Origin of the sequence: Enterovirga sp. (genome assembly GCF_028290205.1) — a bacterium.
Lineage (GTDB): Bacteria > Pseudomonadota > Alphaproteobacteria > Rhizobiales > Beijerinckiaceae > Enterovirga.
Window position 1 is genome coordinate 1 of sequence record NZ_JAQGKF010000242.1, and the last position, 17,642, is coordinate 17,642.

Sequence of the window (17,642 nt, forward strand, 5' to 3'; positions counted from 1 at the left end):
GCCGAACTGGTCGCGGAATCGCCAGAGCTTGCCTCCCGCCGGCGTCCCGAGAAGGTGAAGCCCGCTAACGTCGCTGGGCCCGGCACTGGAGGCCACGGCGCCCAGTGGGATGGCATCCGGTGTGGCGGCAATTCGCCGTTCACCGGCCAGCTTGCGACGAGTCTCTCCCCGGGGTTGGCAACCGATGAAGCATTGATACCTCCTCGCAATCTGCTGGCGAATGTCATGTCAGGTATTTGGCAGGACGCCCTCAAGCTTTGTCGTCAGACAAGCAGAACTCACCGCGTCCGCGGGCCTTGCCAACGGAGCTTCACGTCTCTGCCGACTCCATGGGAACAGACGCTCCGTCTTCAGAGCAACTGAAGATTGAAGCAATGATCACGAATTCGACATGTGGACACGCCATCAAGGAGCTGCGGCCGGGGCTCGTGCGCCACATCGTTCCGCTGCACCGTCCAGGGTGCCGAGGCCGCAGGACCCTATCAGAACACGAGTGTTGCCCAACCGAGACTCGACTTAGCGTTGCCGTCCGTATCTCCTGCCCCACGGGCCACACAGGGAGAAACGCATGCTCAGGATTGCACTCGCCGCCGCAATGATCGCGGGTACGGTCTCGGTCGCCGCGGCTCAGAACAGGGGCAACAGCGGCGGCTACGGCTGGGGATCGAATTCCCACAGCAACTCTGTCGGCGGCCACTTCAACTCGAACGGTTCCTACACCCAGCCGCACCAGCGCTCGAACCCGAACAACACCGATCTCGACAACTACAGCACGCGCGGCAACGTCAATCCTTACACGGGTGCGGTCGGCACGCGCTCGCCTCGCTGGTAGCCAGAACGGGAGGCCCACGGCTGCCATCTGACACGGGAGCGATGGCGGGGGAGCCGAGGCGGCATGGGAAGTGAGGGGTGGCCCGAGCCGGGCCAGCCGCGGGACCGAGGTCCGACCTCACCGGCCGAGAGACACCCAAGGCGCAGAACTGGCGGAGAGGGAGGGATTCGAACCCCCGATGCCCTTGCAGGCATGCCGCATTTCGAGTGCGGTGCATTCAACCACTCTGCCACCTCTCCAACAGGTCGCGTGGTCGCCGCGGTCGGTATCACGGGCCGGTGGGGGCCACAAGGGAATAGCGGCTCCGGCTCAGTAGGTCGGCCACAGCCCCGGGGTGGCGAGTTCGACGAGGTGGCCGTCCGGGTCGCGGACATAGAGGCTGCGCCCGCCGCGCGGCCAGGCTGTGCGGCCCTCGACCGCGATCCCGGCCTCCCCGAAGACCTCGGTGGCCTCCGCCAGGGCCGTCTCCGAGACCGCGAAGGCCACGTGGACGGGGCCGTGGCCATCGTGGGGCGGAATGGTGCCGCCCGGCATGCGGACGGTCTCGAGGGTGGTGCCGCGTCGAAACAGGAGCAGCACGCTGCCGGGGCGGCCGGCGTCGAGCGCGACGAGTCGGTCGTCGCCAAACAGGCGGCCGAGCCCGAGCACGCCCTGGTAGAAGGCCGTGGCCCGGTCGAGATCGGCCACGTAGAGCGCCGTCTCGAGAACGCCCTCGATCCGGGCGGTGCGTCGCGGGGCCTCGGTCGTCGTCACAGCTTGCGCGTGCTAAGCGTCATGCTGCCGATCCTGGCGTTGCCGCGCTGTCGTGGCAAGCCGGACGCATCGCGTGTCCCCTGTCCAGGAGGCCCTGCACGATGCCCCACCGCCTCCCCCTCCATCGGGCCGGTTCCGTCGCCCGTCAGGCGCTGTCCTGGCTGCAGGCCCCGCTCTGGCTGGCCGGCGTGGCCGGGGCCGAGAAGTCGTTCTCCCGCAATCCCATCATCGGCAACCCGACGCTCAACAGGTGGGGACTGCACGCGTCGCGCATCCGGCTCGCGGCCGATATGGCCGCGCGGCGCCGGGCCCGGCTCGGGCGGGCCCTCGACGCGGCGGACAGGGCCGCCTTCGACCGCGACGGCATCGTCATCAAACGGGACTTCCTGCCGGCCGAAACCTTTGCGGCTCTGAAGGAGGAGGTCTTCGGACAGGATTTCGAGGCGCGCGAGATCCGCCAGGGCGTCGCGGTCCAGCGCATGGTGCCGCTCGGGCAGGAGAGGATGGCCACGCTGCCGCGCCTCTCGGCCCTTGTTCACCACCCTGCCCTGCGCAACCTCAGCTTCTACGCGGCCTCCTACCGGGGTCAGCCCGTGTTCTACATCCAGACCGTGGTGGCCCAGGCCGACGGGCCGGCGCCCGATCCGCAGACCGCGCTCCACGCCGACACCTTCCACCCGACGGCGAAAGGCTGGTTCTTCCTGCACGACGTGGCGGAGGAGGACGGCCCCTTTGTCTACGTGCCGGGGTCGCACCGGGTGACGCCGGCGCGGCTGGCCTGGGAATACGCGCAAAGCCTGGGGGCAGCGGGAAGCAGCAATCCGCACCATGCCGCCGGCTCGTTCCGGGTCAGCGAGGAAGAGGTCGCGGCCATGGGCTACCGGCCGCCCATGAAGGTCGCGGTTCCGGCCAACACGCTCGTCATTGCCGACACGTTCGGGTTCCACGCCCGGGCCAGAAGCGAGCGCGCGAGCACGCGGGTCACGCTGCACACCTATATCCGCCGCAACCCCTTCATCCCCTGGACGGGACTGGATCCGAAATCGCTGCCGGGGCTGCGCGGCAACGAGCTCGACCTCTACCTCTGGATCCAGGATCTCAGCCGAAAGCTGACGGGGCGCGGGGCGCCCTGGGTCGCGGTGGGCCCGGTCAGGGTCGATTCAGGCCCGCATATCTGAGCGGGCGGCCTGGCCCGAGCCCGGGCCGGCTCTCACCACATATCGAGGGCGATGCGGGCCTCGTCCGACATCCGGCTCTGGTCCCAGGGCGGATCGAAGGTCATGTTGACCGTCACGTCCTTGACCCCGGGCACGGAGGTGACCGCGTTCTCCACCCAGATCGGCATCTCGCCGGCCACCGGACATCCGGGCGCGGTCAAGGTCATGTCGATGGCGACATGGCGGTCGTCGGCGATGTCGACGCGGTAGATCAGGCCGAGCTCGTAGATGTCGGCCGGGATCTCGGGGTCGTAGACGGTCTTCAGGGCCGCCACGATCGCGTCCGTCATCCGGTCGATCTCCTCGGGCGGCAGGCCGGAGGACGCGGCGGGCGTGTCGGCCACGGGTGCGAGGGCTTCGCTCATCGGGGTCATCTCATCGGCGGGCACGGTCACGAGAACAGCGTCTCGGCGCGGCCCAGGGCTTCGGCCAGCTTATCGACTTCGGCCATGGTGTTGTAGAGGCCGAACGACGCGCGGCAGGTCGAGGTGGCGCCGAAGCGGTCGAGCAGCGGCATGGCGCAATGGGTGCCGGCCCGGACGGCGACGCCCTGGCGGTCAATCACGGTCGCGACGTCATGGGCATGTGCGCCCTTCATCTCGAAGGACAGGATCGGCCCCTTGCCGGGAGCCCGGCCGATGATCCGGACCGAGTTCATGGCGCCGAGCCGCTCATGCGCATAGGCCGAAACGGCCTCCTCATGCGCCCGGATGTTCGGCCGCCCGATCCGGTCCATGAAGCGCACCGCGGCGCCGAGCCCGATCGCCTCGACGATGGGCGGCGTGCCGGCCTCGAACCGATGCGGCGGCTCGCCATAGGTGACCTCGTGGCAGGCCACGACCTTGATCATCTCGCCGCCGCCCTGGTAGGGCGGCAGCCGTTCCAGCCACTCCCGCTTGCCGTACAGGACCCCAATCCCGGTCGGCCCATAGACCTTGTGGCCCGTGAAGACGTAGAAATCGGCGTCGAGGGCCTGCACGTCGATGTCGAGATGCACGGCACCCTGGCTGCCGTCCACCATGACGGGCACGCCGTGCGCATGGGCGATGCGGATCACGTCGGCGATCGGCGTCACCGTGCCGAGCACGTTCGACATGTGCGTCATGGCCACCATTTTGGTGCGCGGCCCGATCAGCTTCTCGAACTCGTCCAGCAGGAAGTTGCCGTCGTCGTCCACCGGCACGAAGCGCAGCACGGCGCCCTTGCGCTCGCGCAGGAAGTGCCAGGGCACGATGTTGGAATGGTGCTCCATGATGGAGAGGATGATCTCGTCCCCCTCCCCGATCGCCAGCCGGCCGTAGCTGTCGGCCACGAGGTTGATGGCCTCGGTGGCCGAGCGGGTGAAGACGATCTCGTCCGTGGAGCCGGCGTTGAGAAAGCTCCTCACGCTCTCCCGCGCCGCCTCGAAGGCATCGGTCGCGGCGTTGGCCATGTAGTGCAGGCCGCGATGCACGTTGCCGTAGCCGCCCGTCATCGTCGCCACCATGGCGTCAATGACCTCCCGGGGCTTCTGGGCCGAAGCCGCGTTGTCCAGATAGACCAGCGGCTTGCCGTAGACCTGCGCGGACAGGATCGGGAACTCGGCCCGGAGCGCCTCGACGTCATAGGCCGGCTTCGGGCTGAAGGGTGCGTTCATGTGCCTGCTATGGCTGGGCCTGCCCAGCCACCCCGATGAGAGATGTCGCGCCCCGAGCCGCCCTGGCCGGGACGAGCCCGGCCACGACGTCGGACAGCCATGTGCCTCAGGCCCGGTTGGCGAGCCAACCCTCGACCCTCGCCACCAGCCCGTCGCGCACCGCGTCGTTCTCCAGCGCCTCGAGCGGGGGGCCGACAAAGGCCTGCAGCAGCAGGCTCTCCGCCTCCCGGGCCGGCAGACCGCGGCTGCGGAGGTAGAACAGCAGGTCCTCGTCGAGGGCCCCGCAGGTCGCGCCGTGCCCACAGACCACGTCGTCGGCGAAGATCTCCAGCTCCGGCTTATTGTTCATGCTGGCGCCGTCCGACAGCAGCAGCGTGTCCGACTTCATGCCGCCGTCGGTCTTCTGGGCGTGCGGCCGGACAATGATCTTGCCCTGGAACACGCCTTTGGCGTCGCCGTCGAGAATGGTCTTGAAGGTCTCACGGCTGGTGCAGTGCGGCACCGCGTGATCCACGACCAGGGTCGAGTCGGCGTGCTGGCTGCCCTTGAGCAGGGTCACGCCGTCGACCGCCGCGCGGCTGTTCTCCCCGGCGAACATCAGGAACACCTGGTGGCGCGCCGATTGCGAGCCCGTGACCGTGTTCAGCGTGTCGAACGAGGCCTCGGCGCCGAGCTTCACGGTGAGCGTCGAGAGCGCGAGCGCGTCCGAGCCCTCGGCGTTCAGCCGCACATGCTTCACCTGGGCCCGGTCGCCGACCACGAACTCGACCACGCCGTTGGGCTGGTAGCCGATGCCGTCCGGCCCCTCATGGCTTTCCAGGACCGTGACCGAGGCGCCCTCCTCCACCAGCACGAGCACGCGGCTCGCCGTCGAGAAGGCGGACGCTCCCGTGTTGACGAAGCGCAGCGCCAGCGGCTGGGCCGGCGCAAGGCCGGCCGGGATCCGGATCACCGCGCCATCCCGCAGGAAGGCGGTGTTGAGCTGGTAGACCGGGTTCGTGGCCGCCGTCGCGACGGCGCCGAGCTCGGCCAGGCGCGGATCGCCGGACGCCAGCGCGTCGGCGAGGGAAATGGCCTCGATCCCGGCCGGCAGGGCCGAGATCTCGGACAATTCGCCGGCCAGATGACCGTTGACGAAGGTCAGCCGCGCCGCCGGGACATCCGCGAAGGCGCTGGCCTGGTTGAAGGCGAGCGCCAGCTCGGTCGGGCCGGGCCGCCCGGCCGGGGGCGCCGCCTCGCGCATCAGCGCGCGGAGGTCGAAATACTTGAACTCCTCGACCCGCCGGTGCGGCAGGCCGCGCTCGCGGAAGCCGGACAGGGCCTGCTCACGCACCGCGACGTCACCGGGGAGACCGCCCTTGAGGCGATCAAACAGCTCGGAGAGCCCCGTCTCCGCTGCCGTTCGGATCACGCTTACCTGCGCGGCCATGTCAGGCTGCCTCGGCCGAAGCAGCGGCCGGCTGGCGGTAATCGGCATAGCCGTTCTTCTCGAGCTCGAGCGCCAGCTCCTTGCCGCCCGTCTTCACGATGCGGCCATCCGCCATGACGTGCACGGTGTCCGGCACGATGTGGTTCAGGAGGCGCTGATAGTGGGTGATCACCAGGAACGAGCGATCGGCCGAGCGCAGCGCGTTCACGCCCTCGGACACGATGCGGAGCGCGTCGATATCGAGGCCGGAATCGGTCTCGTCCAGGATGCAGAACTTCGGCTCCAGCAGGGCCATCTGCAGGATCTCCATCCGCTTCTTCTCGCCGCCGGAGAACCCGACATTGAGCGCGCGCTTCAGGAAGTCCCGGTTGATCTCGAGCTTGGCGCCGGCCGCGTTGACCCGCTTGATCAGCTCGGGCGTGGTGAGCTCCGGCTCGCCGCGGGCGCGCCGCTGCGCGTTCAGCGCCGCCTTCAGGAAGGTCATGGTGCCGACGCCCGGAATCTCGAGCGGGTACTGGAAGGCCAGGAACACGCCCGCTGCGGCGCGCTGATCGGGCTCCATCTCGAGCAGGTTCCGGCCGTCGAGCAGGATTTCCCCGTCCAGGACCTCGTAATCCTGCCGCCCGGCAATGACGTAGGACAGGGTCGATTTGCCCGAGCCGTTCGGCCCCATGATGGCCGCGACCTCACCGTCCGCGACCTTCAGGTTCAGGCCATTCAGAATGCGGTTGTCCTCGATCTGGACGACCAGGTTGTTGATCTCGATCATGAAAAGCAGTGTCCGTTGATAGGTCAGGAGTTCGCGAAGGTCGCGATCTCGCGAATCAGGCCGTCGAGGTCGCGCTCGGCCTCGCCGCCCGCGTCGAGCATGTTGGTGGAGGCGCTGGCCGAGGCGACCTCGCCGGTGACGAAGCGGTTCTCACCCACGCGCCGCACGAGAAGGCGCCGGCTCTCGCCCGCGACCAGGATGAGATCCTCGGCCTCGCGAAAGGCCTGGAGGCGCGGAAAAGCCGCCGCGACGGCGGCCTCGAGATGGGCAGCGGAGGCGCCGGACCGGAGGGCGGCCTCGAAGGCCGCCCGTGTCGCCTGCTGGCCCGGGGTCGTCACCCGACGCTCCCCTCGAGCGAGATCGCGATGAGCTTCTGCGCTTCCACCGCGAACTCCATGGGCAGCTTCTGCAGCACCTCCTTGACGAAGCCGTTGACGATCAGCGCCACCGCCTCCTCGTCCGACAGACCGCGGCTCTGGCAATAGAACATCTGGTCTTCGGAGATCTTGGACGTGGTGGCCTCGTGCTCGAACACCGCCGAGGCGTTGTTGGATTCGAGATACGGCACGGTGTGGGCACCGCACTGGTCGCCAATGAGCAGCGAGTCGCAATTCGTGAAATTGCGGGCGCCCGTGGCCCGGCGATGTGCCGAGATCAGGCCCCGATACGTGTTGTCGGAGCGCCCCGCCGCGATGCCCTTCGAGATCACCTTGGAGGTGGTGTTCTTCCCGAGATGGATCATCTTGGTGCCGGAATCGACCTGCTGCTTTCCGTTCGAGATGGCGATCGAATAGAATTCGCCGCGCGAACCGTCGCCGCGGAGGATGCAGGAAGGGTACTTCCAGGTGATGGCGGAGCCCGTCTCGACCTGGGTCCAGGTGATGATCGAGTTCTTGCCGCGGCAATCGCCCCGCTTGGTGACGAAGTTGTAGATGCCGCCCTTGCCCTCGCTGTCGCCCGGATACCAGTTCTGGACGGTCGAGTACTTGATCTCGGCATCGTCGAGCGTGACCAGTTCGACCACGGCCGCGTGGAGCTGGTTCTCGTCCCGGCGCGGCGCGGTGCAGCCCTCGAGATAGGACACGTACGAGCCCTTGTCGGCGATGATCAGCGTGCGCTCGAACTGCCCCGTGTTCCGCTCGTTGATGCGGAAATAGGTCGACAGCTCCATCGGGCAGCGCACCCCCGGAGGGATGTATACGAAGGAGCCGTCCGAGAAGACGGCCGAGTTGAGGGTCGCGAAATAGTTGTCGGTAACCGGCACGACCGTCCCGAGATATTGACGCACCAGGTCGGGGTGCTCCCGGATCGCCTCCGAGATGGGCATGAAGATCACGCCGGCCTTGGCCAGCTCGGCCTTGAAGGTGGTTGCGACCGACACGGAGTCGAACACTGCGTCCACGGCCACGTTGGAGCCCGGGATGCCCTCGAGCATCGCGACCTCGCGCAGCGGAATGCCGAGCTTCTTGTAGGTCTCGAGGATCGCCGGATCGAGGTCGTCGAGGGAGGCGGGCCCTTCCTTGAAGCCCTTTGGCGCGGCGTAATAATACAGATCGTCGTAATCGATCTTCGGATAGTCGACGCGCGCCCAATCGGGCTCGCGCATGGTGCGCCAGCGCCGGTAGGCATCGAGCCGCCACTCCAGCATCCAGGCCGGTTCGTTTTTCTTGGCCGAGATGAAGCGGACAGTCTCCTCCGATAGGCCCCGCGGGGCCTTCTCCATCTCGATCTCGGTCTCGAACCCGTATTTGTACTGATCAACGTCGATCAGCTTTACGCGCTCGATGGTCTCCTGCACGGCAGGCATCAGCTACTCCTCGGATCGGCGACCCTCGCCGTCGTCATGGTCTCGTCACCTGGATTCAGGCCGGGCGGCCGTCACGCGGCCCGCGCCCGTTCCCGTTCATATAGGCGCTGCAACACGTTTTCGTAGGCCGCCAGGAAACGGCCCACATCCTCTTCGCCGCTGGACCAGCCGAAGCTCAGCCGCAATGCGCCGCGCGCCATCTCGTCGCGGACCCCCATGGCGGCCAGCACATGGGAGCGCCCGACCTTGCCGGACGAACAGGCGGACCCCGACGATGCCGCCACCCCGGCGAGATCGAGACCGATCAGGACCGTCTCGGCCGCCACGCCGGGCACGCCGAACAGCAGCGTGTTCGGCAGCCGCGGGGCGGCGGCGCCGAAGACGGTCAGGTCGGGCGCCAGCCTGCGCAGGCCGGCCTCGGCCGCGTCCCGCAAAGCCCCGAGCCGGCTCGCCGCCGCCCCGAGTTCGGCCGCCGCCAGCCGCGCTGCAACCCCGAAGCCGACACAACCGGCCACGTTCTCGGTGCCGCCGCGCCGCCCGCGCTCCTGCCCGCCGCCGCGGATAAAGGATGGGGCTGCGCCCGACCGGACGGGCCTGAGGACCAGCGCCCCGATCCCCATCGGCCCACCGAGCTTGTGCGCGGACAGGCTCAGCGCGTCCACCCCCAGAGCCTCCATCCCGAGCGGGACGCGGCCGGCCGCCTGAACGGCGTCGGCATGGAGCACCGCGCCGGCGGCCCTCACCTGTTCGGCGATCGCCGCGAGCGGCTGCAGGGCGCCGGTCTCTGAATTCGCGACCTGCACTGAAACCAGCGCCGGCGGTCCGACATGCAGCCTGCGGGCGAGATCTTCGAGATCGAGGAGCCCGGCCCCGTCCACAGCCAGCACCTCCACGGCCTCCGGCGGAAAGCCGTGGCCGGACAGCACCGACGGGTGTTCGGTCGGGCTCACGAGGAGGCGGTCGACCGGCGCGCCGGCCTCAGTCCGCAAAGCGCCCGGCCGCAGCGCGGCGTTGTTGGCTTCCGTGCCGCCGCTCGTGAACACGACGTCCTCGGCCCGGGCTCCGACCAAGGCGGCGACCTCTCGTCGCGCGGCCTCCACCAGGGCCCGCCCCCGGCGGCCCTCCGCGTGCACGGATGACGGGTTGCCGGCCCCGGCGGCAGCGGCGCACGCCTCCGCTACCTCGGGCCGCAGCGGCGAGGTCGCGTTATGGTCGAGATAGAGGCGCGTCCCCTTCATCTCGCGGCAGCGGCTCCGGCAACGCGTCACCCTGCCTGGCCGGGCGACGGAGGAAAAACCTTGCAATCACGGGACCGCAGCGTGATATCCACGGCTCCCATTCGACGCCTGCCAGCCAGCTTTGCCCAGGGCGCGGCGGGGAGACGGTCACTCAGATTAGAACAGTTCTAACTCGTTAGAATGGTTCTAAGGTGTTCTGTCCCCTCGCTGCCGCGGAGTCAAGGCAATGCGGCTGGGAGGGCCTGTGCGCGGCCTCGACGGCGGGTGTTCGCCCGTCGGGTCCGCTGTTCATCGGAGACGCAAGACAATGCCAGAGGTGGTGTTCACCGGCCCAGCCGGTCGCATCGAGGGCCGTTACCAGCCTGCCAAGCAGAAGGGCGCGCCGATCGGCATCGTGCTTCATCCGCATCCGCAATTCGGCGGCACGATGAACAACCAGATCGTCTATAACCTGTTCTACGGCTTCCTGAACCGCGGCTTCTCGGCGCTGCGCTTCAATTTCCGGGGCGTGGGCCGCAGCCAGGGCTCCTTCGACCACGGCGCCGGCGAGCTCTCCGACGCCGCCGCGGCGCTCGACTGGGCCCAGTCGATCAATCCCGACGCCCGCACCTGCTGGATCGCCGGGGTCTCCTTCGGCGCCTGGATCGGCATGCAGCTCCTGATGCGGCGGCCGGAGATCGAGGGCTTCATCTCGATCGCAGCGCCAGCCAACCGCTTCGATTTCACCTTCCTGGCCCCCTGCCCGTCCTCCGGGCTGTTCGTGCACGGGGCGGAGGACCGCGTCGCGCCGCACCGGGAGGTCATGGCCGTGATCGAGAAGGTGAAGACCCAGAAGGGCATCCAGATCGAGCACCAGCTGGTTGAGGGCGCCAATCACTTCTTCGACGGCAAGGTCGACGATTTGATGGTGACTGTGGACACCTATCTAGACAAGCGCCTCGGCAAGCGCGAGGACGCAGCCGCCTGAGTTGTCGCACCGGCGGCTCGGGCCGGGGTGCACCCGAATTGCCGCCCACGGAGGACCACCCGCGTCCTCCTCCCACGCTGCTGATCCGGTCCGCGCAACGGTCCGGCGCGTAGCGTGTCAGAACTAGGTTGACCCGTGAGAACTCTCCTTGTGACGGCCGGAATCTTCGCTCTGACGACGGCCGCGGCGGTCGCCCAGACTGACAGCTGCGCCGATTTCCTGAAGGCCGACGCGCAGATGCAGGCCGCGATGAGCCCGGCCGACAGGGCCGCCTTGAGCTCGGACCCGGCCGCCGCCGCGCTGGACCGGAAGCTGCGCGACTATTGCACCAAGAACCCCAAGGCGCCTCTGTCCGAGGCCATGACCAAGGCCATCCAGTAAGCCGCACTCCCCGTGGCGCGGCCGCAGGGTCGCGCCGCCCGGACGGGCGACATCCGCCCGCGGCTGACCTAGCCTGCCGCTCCGCCGCATCATGGCGCATGATGGCGCATCGCCCCGAACGGCCGAGAGAGGCGCCGACTGAGATCATGACCGCCGGCATCCTGGCCCTCGTCGCCGCGGCGCTGTTCACCGGCGCGGCCCTTCAGGTCACCCTGGCCGAGCAGCCGGCCCGACTGGCGCTCGACGAGGGTGCGCTGCTGCGCCACTGGAGCCGATCCCACGAGTGGGGCCTCGCCCTGCAGCTCTCGATCGCGGGTGCGGGCTCCGCGCTCGCCGCCCTCGCCTGGTGGCTCACCGGCCGGCCCGGCTTCCTGGTCGGCGGCCTCGCGCTTCTGGCCACCGGGCCGTTCACCCTCAGGGCCATGATGCCGCTAAGCCGCAAGCTGCGAGCGATCGAGGCCGGTCGGGACGCCGCGCCGGTTCACCCGCTCGTGCGGCGGTGGGGCACGCTTCAGGCCACCTGTGGTCTCCTGGGCGCGGTCGCCACCGCGCTCCTGGCCGCGACGATCGCCCGTTCAGCGGTGGCGTGAGCCCGGCAGGGCAACCCGCCCTCCGGTCAGGGCACGCGGCGTCCCGGTCGTACCCGGAAAGGTGATGGGCCGGCCCGCCAACCGGCGCGCGGCCAGATAGGCAAAGGCCTGCGCCTCCAGGAAATCGGTCGACCAGCCGATCTCGTCGGCGGCCGCCACCTCGACCCGCAGCACATCGCGCAGACCGGCCATCAGGTGGGGATTGCGGGCGCCACCTCCGCCCACGATCCAGCGGCGCGGCGGCGCCGCGGTCCAGGCCAGTGCCGCCTGGCCCACGGCCCCGACCGTGAACGCCGCCAGCGTGGCGGCCGCGTCCTCGGTCGCGAGCGTCGCAACCATCCGGTGCGAGAAGGCGTCCCGATCGAGGGATTTCGGGGGTCGGCGCGCGAAATAGGGGTGCAGCAACATCCAGCGCACGAGTTCGTCGTCGGGCCGGCCGGCCGCCGCGACACGCCCGTCCAGATCGAGGTCGCGCCCGCAGCGCTCCTTCATCAGGTCGTTCAAAAGAGCGTTGCCCGGGCCGGTGTCGAAGCCGATGAGGTCGTCCTCCTCCTCGCCGATCAGCGTGACGTTGGCGACGCCGCCGATGTTCAGGACCGCGATGGGCGGTTCGAAGCCGCTCGCCTGGGCCAGCGCGCGGTGGAACACCGGGACCAGCGGCGCTCCCTGCCCGCCCGCCGCGACGTCGTCGGCCCGGAAATCGAACACCACCGGAATTCCGAGCAGATTCGCGAGTGCCTCACCGTCCCCGATCTGCACCGTGAGGCCGGCTTCGGGCCGGTGCAGGACGGTGTGGCCGTGAAAGCCCACCGCCGCGATGTCGCGGGCCGAGAGCCCTTCGCGGAGCATCAGCTCGCGCACGGCCCGGGCATGCACCTCCGTGACGAAGAGTTCGGCGGCCGCAAGCGAGCCGGGCCGGTCACGCCGGTCGAGCAGCCCCGCCCTCGCCTCCTCCTTGGCGCGGGCCAGCAACGCCCGCTCCGCCGGGGCATAGGCCAGCCCATGCGTGGCGCCCGCGACGGACGGCAATCCGTTGCCGCTCCGCGCCACCGCCACTCCTCGTCCATCCGTCTCGATCAGCGCGGCATCGACGCCGTCCATCGAGGTCCCGCTCATCAGCCCGATGAAGCGTTGCACCGCGCACCCCGCCGTCGAAATCACCGGCTAGAGCTGTTACACGCGCCACCTCCTGCCGAGAACCGAGCCGATGTCCGCCCCGACCTCTGATTTCCTGCGCGTGCTCACAGAACGCGGCTTTATCCACCAGCTCTCGGACCTGGCCGGGATTGATGCGCTGGCCCACGAGGGCCGGCTCACGACCTATGTCGGCTACGATTGCACGGCGCCGTCGCTGCATGTGGGCCACCTGCTGTCCATCATGATGCTGCACTGGCTCCAGGAGACGGGGGCCGGCAAGCCGATCGTGCTGATGGGCGGCGGCACCACGCGGGTCGGCGATCCGTCCGGCCGCGACGAGACACGCCGCATCCTCAGCCTCGACGATATCGAGGCGAATAAGCAGGGGATCCGGCAGGTCTTCGCCCGCTTCCTGCGCTTCGGCGACGCCGGCCGCGACGCCCTGATGGCCGACAACGCCGAGTGGCTCGCTCCCTTGAACTACATCGAGTTCCTGCGGGACGTCGGCCGCCACTTCTCGGTCAACCGCATGATGTCGATGGACTCGGTCAAGCTCCGGCTCGACCGCGAACACGAGCTCAGCTTCATCGAGTTCAACTACATGCTGCTGCAGAGCTACGATTTCGTCGAGCTGCACCGCCGCTACGGCGTCCGCATGCAGATGGGCGGCTCGGACCAGTGGGGCAACATCGTCAACGGCATCGACCTCGGCCGCCGCATGGGCACCGGGCAGCTCTACGGCCTGACCGCGCCCCTCATGACGACCGCCTCCGGGGCCAAGATGGGCAAGACCGCCGCCGGGGCCCTGTGGCTCAATGCGGACCAGCTCGCGCCCTACGGCTATTGGCAGTTCTGGCGCAATGTCGACGACGCCGATGTGGGCCGCTTCCTGAAGCTGTTCACCCGCCTGCCCATGGACGAGATCCGCCGGCTCGAGGCCCTGTCGGGCCAGGAGATCAACGAGGCCAAGAAGGCTCTCGCCTCCGCAGCCACGATGCTTCTGCACGGCGAGGAGGCGGCCCGGCTCGCCGCCCGCACGGCCGAGCAGACCTTTGAACAGGGCGTGATCGCGGCCGACCTGCCGTCCGTCGACTGCCCCCGGGCCGACCTCGAGGCCGGCCTCGCCATCGGCCCGGCCATCATCCTGGCGGGCCTCGCGGCCTCGAACGGCGAGGTTCGCCGCGCCATCTCGAACGGGGCCATCTCGGTCAACGACGAGCGCGTGGCGGACGACAAGCGGGTGCTCGGAACGGGCGACCTGTCCGAAGGCGGGGTCGTCAAACTGTCCTTCGGCAAGAAGCGCCACGTCCTGCTGCGGGCCGTCTGACGGCCGGGCGCAGCCGGGCGGCCCCCTTGCTGCGCCGCTAGCGGGCCGGCCGAGGCCGCGCCGGGGGAGCCCGGCTGGTGCGGGGCGGCGCCGGGGTCTCCTCCGCGGTGTCGGGCAGCATCCAGCCGAACAGTTTTCGGAGGATCCCGGGCGTCACCACGGTCAGCGGGTTGACGCTCAGGGTCGGCCCGCTGATCGGCCCGGTCACCCGGAAATCCACCGCGATCAGGCCCTCGGTGGCGCCCCCGCCGAGCAGGATCCCGACCAGCGGCAGCTGGCTGAACGCATTGTTGAGCAGGTAGGCCGGCACGAAGGTGCCGCCCATGTCGAGCCGCTCGCGCCCGTAATCGACGAAGCCCGACAGGTTGAACCCGACCTGCGCGCCGTAAATCACGACATCGGCGAGGTCGATCCGTGAGCCGGACCGCTTGAACTCGGCGCTGAGCCGGTTGAACAGCACCTGGTCGAGATCCGAGCGGGCCACCGGGGCACCGCGCTGGTCGCCGCCCGTGGTGGCCGGATTTTCGGCCCGGGCCACGATGCTGCGCAAGGCGGGCTCGTCGCGCAGCCCGAACTCCTCGATCCACACGTTGCCGGATTGCGCGCCGTCTCCCGAGCGGCCCTCGATGGAGAGGCGGCCGCCCACCATGCGGCGGTAGACGTCGAGAAAGCGCAGGGTCGCGCCGGCATCGCCGGACCGGACGGACAGCACCGGGGCGCCGGCGTCGCGCTTGGCGAGCTGGGCTTCGACCAGGGCGCTGCGGAAGCGGCCGGTGAATTGCAGCGCGCGCAGGTCCCCGCCCCTGATCGTCGCCTTTCCGGCGACGCCGGTCATGGCCTCGTCGTTGTGGCCGGTCAGGATGTTCACGGCGAGGTCGAGTTCCACATCGTCGCGGCCCCCGGCCTTGCCGGAGCTGGACGTGACCCAGCGCAGAACGGGGCGCGCATCGCCGACATTGCCTTTGATGCCGACCCGATACGGCCCGTTCGGCGCGCGCTCGAACTGGGCCCGGAGGTCGTCCCCCGGCGAGAGCTTGAAGGTCTGCAAGTCGGCGCTTTCGAGCGCGCCTGCCGCGGCGAATCGGGCCTGGCCCTTGATCTGCACGGAGCCGGCCTCGAGGGAGACGTCCCGAATCTCCGTCGCGCCCCCTTCGCCCTCACTGGCCGTGAAGGTGAGCCGGCCCGGACGATTGGCCGCCTTGGTCCAGCCCGGGATCAGGCCGTCGATCGCGGCCCGGCCGAGATCCGCCTCGACGCGGGCCCCGGTGCGCCGGCCGCCGAGCGGAACGGCGATGCGGACCGGGACCGGCCCGGCGAGCTGAGGCCCGACCGGCAGCGACCGGCGCGCCCGCGCCGCCTCGTCGAGCACGAGCCCGATGGCGAGTTCCCCGGGGCGCCCCGGCGCGGCGGCGAGATCGAAGGTGGCGGGCACCCCGCCGAGCTTGCCCTCGCCGCGCCCTGTCAGCGCGCCCGCCTCGTAGCTCAGTGTGAAGGCCCCGTTCTCCAGCCGCTCCCGGCCGGGCAGCCGATCCGCGGCGATGTCGGACAGCGTCGCCCGCACGGACAGCGGCATGTTCGCGAGGGTGGGGACCCGGCTCGGCACGAGCGGCAGGCGCACCCGGATGTCGACCCGTCCACGGACGGAATCCGGATCGAAGTCGATGGCGATCGCCTCCCGGAGAGCGGGAGATTTGAGCAGCGACACGAGCGCGTCGGCGCCGCCCGTGACCGCGAAGCCGACCTGGGCCTGGCTGTCCGGCTTGTCCATGCCGTCATGGACGTAGGAGCCCTCGGAGAAGGCAAGGCTGCGCTGGTCCGGGGTCTCGATGCGGCCGCTGGCCGCCCTGAGGGCGGTCCGAGTCCCGCTCGCCGTGCCGTCGATCGCCACACCCCGCAGCGGCGGCAGCCCGTCCACGACGTCGAGCTCCACGTCCCGCGCCGCAAAGGCAAGGTCCACGGCGCCGTCGCTGAGCGGCGCGTCGGTCAGGATCTGGGCGAATTCGCGCGCGTCTAGCCGTGAGCGGAGGCGCAGGCGCTCGAGCCGGCCCGCGCCGACCCGTTCGGCGAGATAGCGCCGGAGATTAGGGTTCAGGCGGTCGGGCCAGAGCCGGACCAGCCGACGCAGTTCGGTCTGCTGCGCCTCAAGCACGCCCTCGAACTGGTGGCCCTCCGGGCCGGGCAGGATCTTGCCGGAGGCCTGGATGTCGACCTCCTGGCCCCGCAGCACCGCCCGGTCCAGGCTCACGGCGCCCTCCCGGATGGTGGCTTCGGCCGCGATCTCCTGGACCGCAAAGGCCTTGTCCGTCGGCTTGATCCCGGCAAAGCGGGCATCGCGCCCGCCGAGCGTGACCCGCCAGCCGCCCTCGGGCGCGGGCCCCATCTCGCCGGACAGCCTCACCTCGGTTCCCTCGCTCGAGATCTCGAGCGAGGACAGGTTGAGGCGCCGCGCCTCCTCGTTCCAGCTCGCCCGGCCGGCCAGGCGGTCCAGGCGGATCGGCGGCCCGAAGCCGCGTTGCACCGAGCCGGCGGAGGATTCGAAGCCGCCCTCGATGGCGATCAGCCGGGTGCCCAGGAAGCCGGCCGTCATGCCGCCACTGAACAGGACGTCCGAGCCGCCGGCTCCGGCGGCGAGCCCTGCCAGGAGCGCAATGTCGGCCGCAGGCACCTGACGGAAGCGGAGATCGACGCCCCGGAACTTGCCGCCCGTGACGCGCCCGCTCACGCCCCATGGGCCGTGCGGTCCGACCAGCTCCAACGCGAGCTGCCGCTCCCCGGTCGCGGCCCGCTCCAGCGACAGATCGAGCCGCCGGAACACGGCCCGCTCGCGGCCGTCCGGGCCGACCAGCGTGAGCTGCGCCCCCCGCACGCTGGCGCGGTCCAGCGCCCCGACCACGCCGGACGGATCGACCACCGGCGCGAGAAGCGAGGCGAGGATCACGGCGAGCGGCGATCCCGCCGGAGCGGAGGGGGCCGCGACCGCGGCTGGCGCCGCGCCGTCCCCCTCGCCCGTCAGGAAGGTCAGGCTGCCGTCCGCGCTCACCACGGCCCGGAGCTGGAGGTCGCGCAATTCCACCTCGCGGGCGGAGATGGCGCCCCGGAGCAGCGACCAGGGGTCGAGGCTCACCACGGCGTGGGGCGCCCGCAACACGGGGACGCCGCCCGGATCGCGGATCTCGAAGCCGGCGGCCCGCACGGCCGGCCGGAGGCCATGCAGTTCCAGCGCCGCGTCGCCCAGCGTCACCGACCAGCCCGGGCCGATGCGGGTGCGGAGCGCCTCGCTGACCCGGCTGGTCTGCCCGTTGAGCTGGACCGGGCCGGCAAGCAGCCGCAGGTAGCCGACCCCGGCAACCATCGCCACCAGCGCGACGAGCCCGGCCCCGACATAGAGGATCCCACGCAGCAGGCGGGCGACGCGCTCGCGCCGGGACGGCCGCACTGGCGCTCCCGAATCGGGCCTGGCGAGAGTTTCCATCCAGCTCGCGAGAGGTTGTGCGGACTGCCGATCCGCCCTGGGCTATAGACGCAGTCGAAGGTGCGGGCGAGCGGAAGCGTTCGGCCG

16 protein-coding genes and 1 tRNA gene are annotated in these 17,642 nt (G+C 70.0%); 6 read left to right on the forward strand and 11 right to left on the reverse strand.

The genetic code is table 11. From position 1 onward, the window contains the following. Positions 1-568 precede the first annotated feature (568 nt). On the forward strand, positions 569-832 hold the full coding sequence (locus JWR86_RS16845; protein WP_299567572.1) for a hypothetical protein: 264 nt from the start codon (positions 569-571) through the stop codon (positions 830-832). A gap of 149 nt (positions 833-981) precedes the next feature. Here JWR86_RS16845 and JWR86_RS16850 read toward each other — a convergent pair. Together JWR86_RS16850 and JWR86_RS16855 are read right to left on the reverse strand one after the other, a co-directional pair. Continuing rightward, a tRNA-Ser gene (locus JWR86_RS16850) sits at positions 982-1,071 on the reverse strand. Between the two features lie 70 nt (positions 1,072-1,141). After that, positions 1,142-1,585: a VOC family protein gene (locus tag JWR86_RS16855; RefSeq protein ID WP_299567574.1), complete on the reverse strand. Its 444-nt coding sequence runs from the start codon at positions 1,583-1,585 to the stop codon at positions 1,142-1,144. A 101-nt stretch (positions 1,586-1,686) separates the two neighbouring features. On the opposite strand from JWR86_RS16855, the gene JWR86_RS16860 reads away from it, so the two are divergent. Then, positions 1,687-2,763 (forward strand): phytanoyl-CoA dioxygenase family protein, encoded by a 1,077-nt coding sequence (locus JWR86_RS16860; protein WP_299567576.1) that lies wholly within the window; start codon positions 1,687-1,689, stop codon positions 2,761-2,763. 32 nt (positions 2,764-2,795) lie between these two features. On the opposite strand, the gene JWR86_RS16865 is transcribed toward JWR86_RS16860, so the two are convergent. The 7 genes from JWR86_RS16865 to JWR86_RS16895 form a co-directional block, all read right to left on the reverse strand. Next, the gene (locus JWR86_RS16865) at positions 2,796-3,167 is read right to left on the reverse strand and encodes an SUF system Fe-S cluster assembly protein (protein WP_299567578.1); all 372 of its coding nucleotides are present in this window, start codon (positions 3,165-3,167) and stop codon (positions 2,796-2,798) included. A 26-nt stretch (positions 3,168-3,193) separates the two neighbouring features. Beyond that, positions 3,194-4,438 carry a cysteine desulfurase gene (locus tag JWR86_RS16870; RefSeq protein ID WP_299567580.1) on the reverse strand — a complete coding sequence of 415 codons (1,245 nt, stop codon included), beginning with the start codon at positions 4,436-4,438 and terminating at the stop codon, positions 3,194-3,196. Between the two features lie 106 nt (positions 4,439-4,544). Next, a complete protein-coding gene (sufD, locus tag JWR86_RS16875) occupies positions 4,545-5,867 on the reverse strand; it encodes a Fe-S cluster assembly protein SufD (protein WP_299567582.1) in 1,323 nt (440 codons plus the stop codon). 1 nt (position 5,868) lies between these two features. Then, positions 5,869-6,636, reverse strand: a complete 768-nt coding sequence (gene sufC, locus JWR86_RS16880) for a Fe-S cluster assembly ATPase SufC (RefSeq protein WP_299567584.1) — start codon at positions 6,634-6,636, stop codon at positions 5,869-5,871. A 23-nt stretch (positions 6,637-6,659) separates the two neighbouring features. After that, a complete protein-coding gene (locus JWR86_RS16885) occupies positions 6,660-6,974 on the reverse strand; it encodes a hypothetical protein (RefSeq protein ID WP_299567586.1) in 315 nt (104 codons plus the stop codon). Continuing rightward, positions 6,971-8,443, reverse strand: coding sequence for a Fe-S cluster assembly protein SufB (gene sufB, locus JWR86_RS16890; protein WP_299567588.1), 1,473 nt, complete (start codon positions 8,441-8,443; stop codon positions 6,971-6,973). Before sufB ends, JWR86_RS16885 begins: the two co-directional genes overlap by 4 nt. A 71-nt stretch (positions 8,444-8,514) precedes the next feature. Then, entirely contained in the window at positions 8,515-9,681 is a 1,167-nt protein-coding gene (locus JWR86_RS16895) for a cysteine desulfurase family protein (RefSeq protein WP_299567590.1), read from the reverse strand. Between the two features lie 307 nt (positions 9,682-9,988). Here JWR86_RS16895 and JWR86_RS16900 point away from each other — a divergent pair, with 307 nt between their 5' ends. The 3 genes from JWR86_RS16900 (at position 9,989) to JWR86_RS16910 (ending at position 11,619) form a co-directional block, all read left to right on the forward strand. Further along, positions 9,989-10,648, forward strand: coding sequence for an alpha/beta hydrolase (locus JWR86_RS16900; protein WP_299567592.1), 660 nt, complete (start codon positions 9,989-9,991; stop codon positions 10,646-10,648). A 135-nt stretch (positions 10,649-10,783) separates the two neighbouring features. Beyond that, positions 10,784-11,029 (forward strand): hypothetical protein, encoded by a 246-nt coding sequence (locus JWR86_RS16905; protein ID WP_299567594.1) that lies wholly within the window; start codon positions 10,784-10,786, stop codon positions 11,027-11,029. A 146-nt stretch (positions 11,030-11,175) separates the two neighbouring features. Next, positions 11,176-11,619, forward strand: a complete 444-nt coding sequence (locus JWR86_RS16910; protein WP_299567597.1) for an anthrone oxygenase family protein — start codon at positions 11,176-11,178, stop codon at positions 11,617-11,619. On the opposite strand, the gene JWR86_RS16915 is transcribed toward JWR86_RS16910, so the two are convergent. After that, positions 11,605-12,756: an anhydro-N-acetylmuramic acid kinase gene (locus JWR86_RS16915; protein ID WP_299567599.1), complete on the reverse strand. Its 1,152-nt coding sequence runs from the start codon at positions 12,754-12,756 to the stop codon at positions 11,605-11,607. The genes JWR86_RS16910 and JWR86_RS16915 overlap by 15 nt on opposite strands. Before the next feature lie 70 nt (positions 12,757-12,826). Between JWR86_RS16915 and tyrS the strand changes: the two genes are divergently transcribed. After that, positions 12,827-14,083 carry a tyrosine--tRNA ligase gene (gene tyrS / locus JWR86_RS16920; protein ID WP_299567601.1) on the forward strand — a complete coding sequence of 419 codons (1,257 nt, stop codon included), beginning with the start codon at positions 12,827-12,829 and terminating at the stop codon, positions 14,081-14,083. 37 nt (positions 14,084-14,120) lie between these two features. Here the strand turns inward: tyrS and JWR86_RS16925 are convergent, their stop codons facing one another. Further along, positions 14,121-17,519, reverse strand: a complete 3,399-nt coding sequence (locus JWR86_RS16925) for an AsmA-like C-terminal region-containing protein (protein ID WP_299567603.1) — start codon at positions 17,517-17,519, stop codon at positions 14,121-14,123. Between the last annotated feature and the right edge of the window lie 123 nt (positions 17,520-17,642).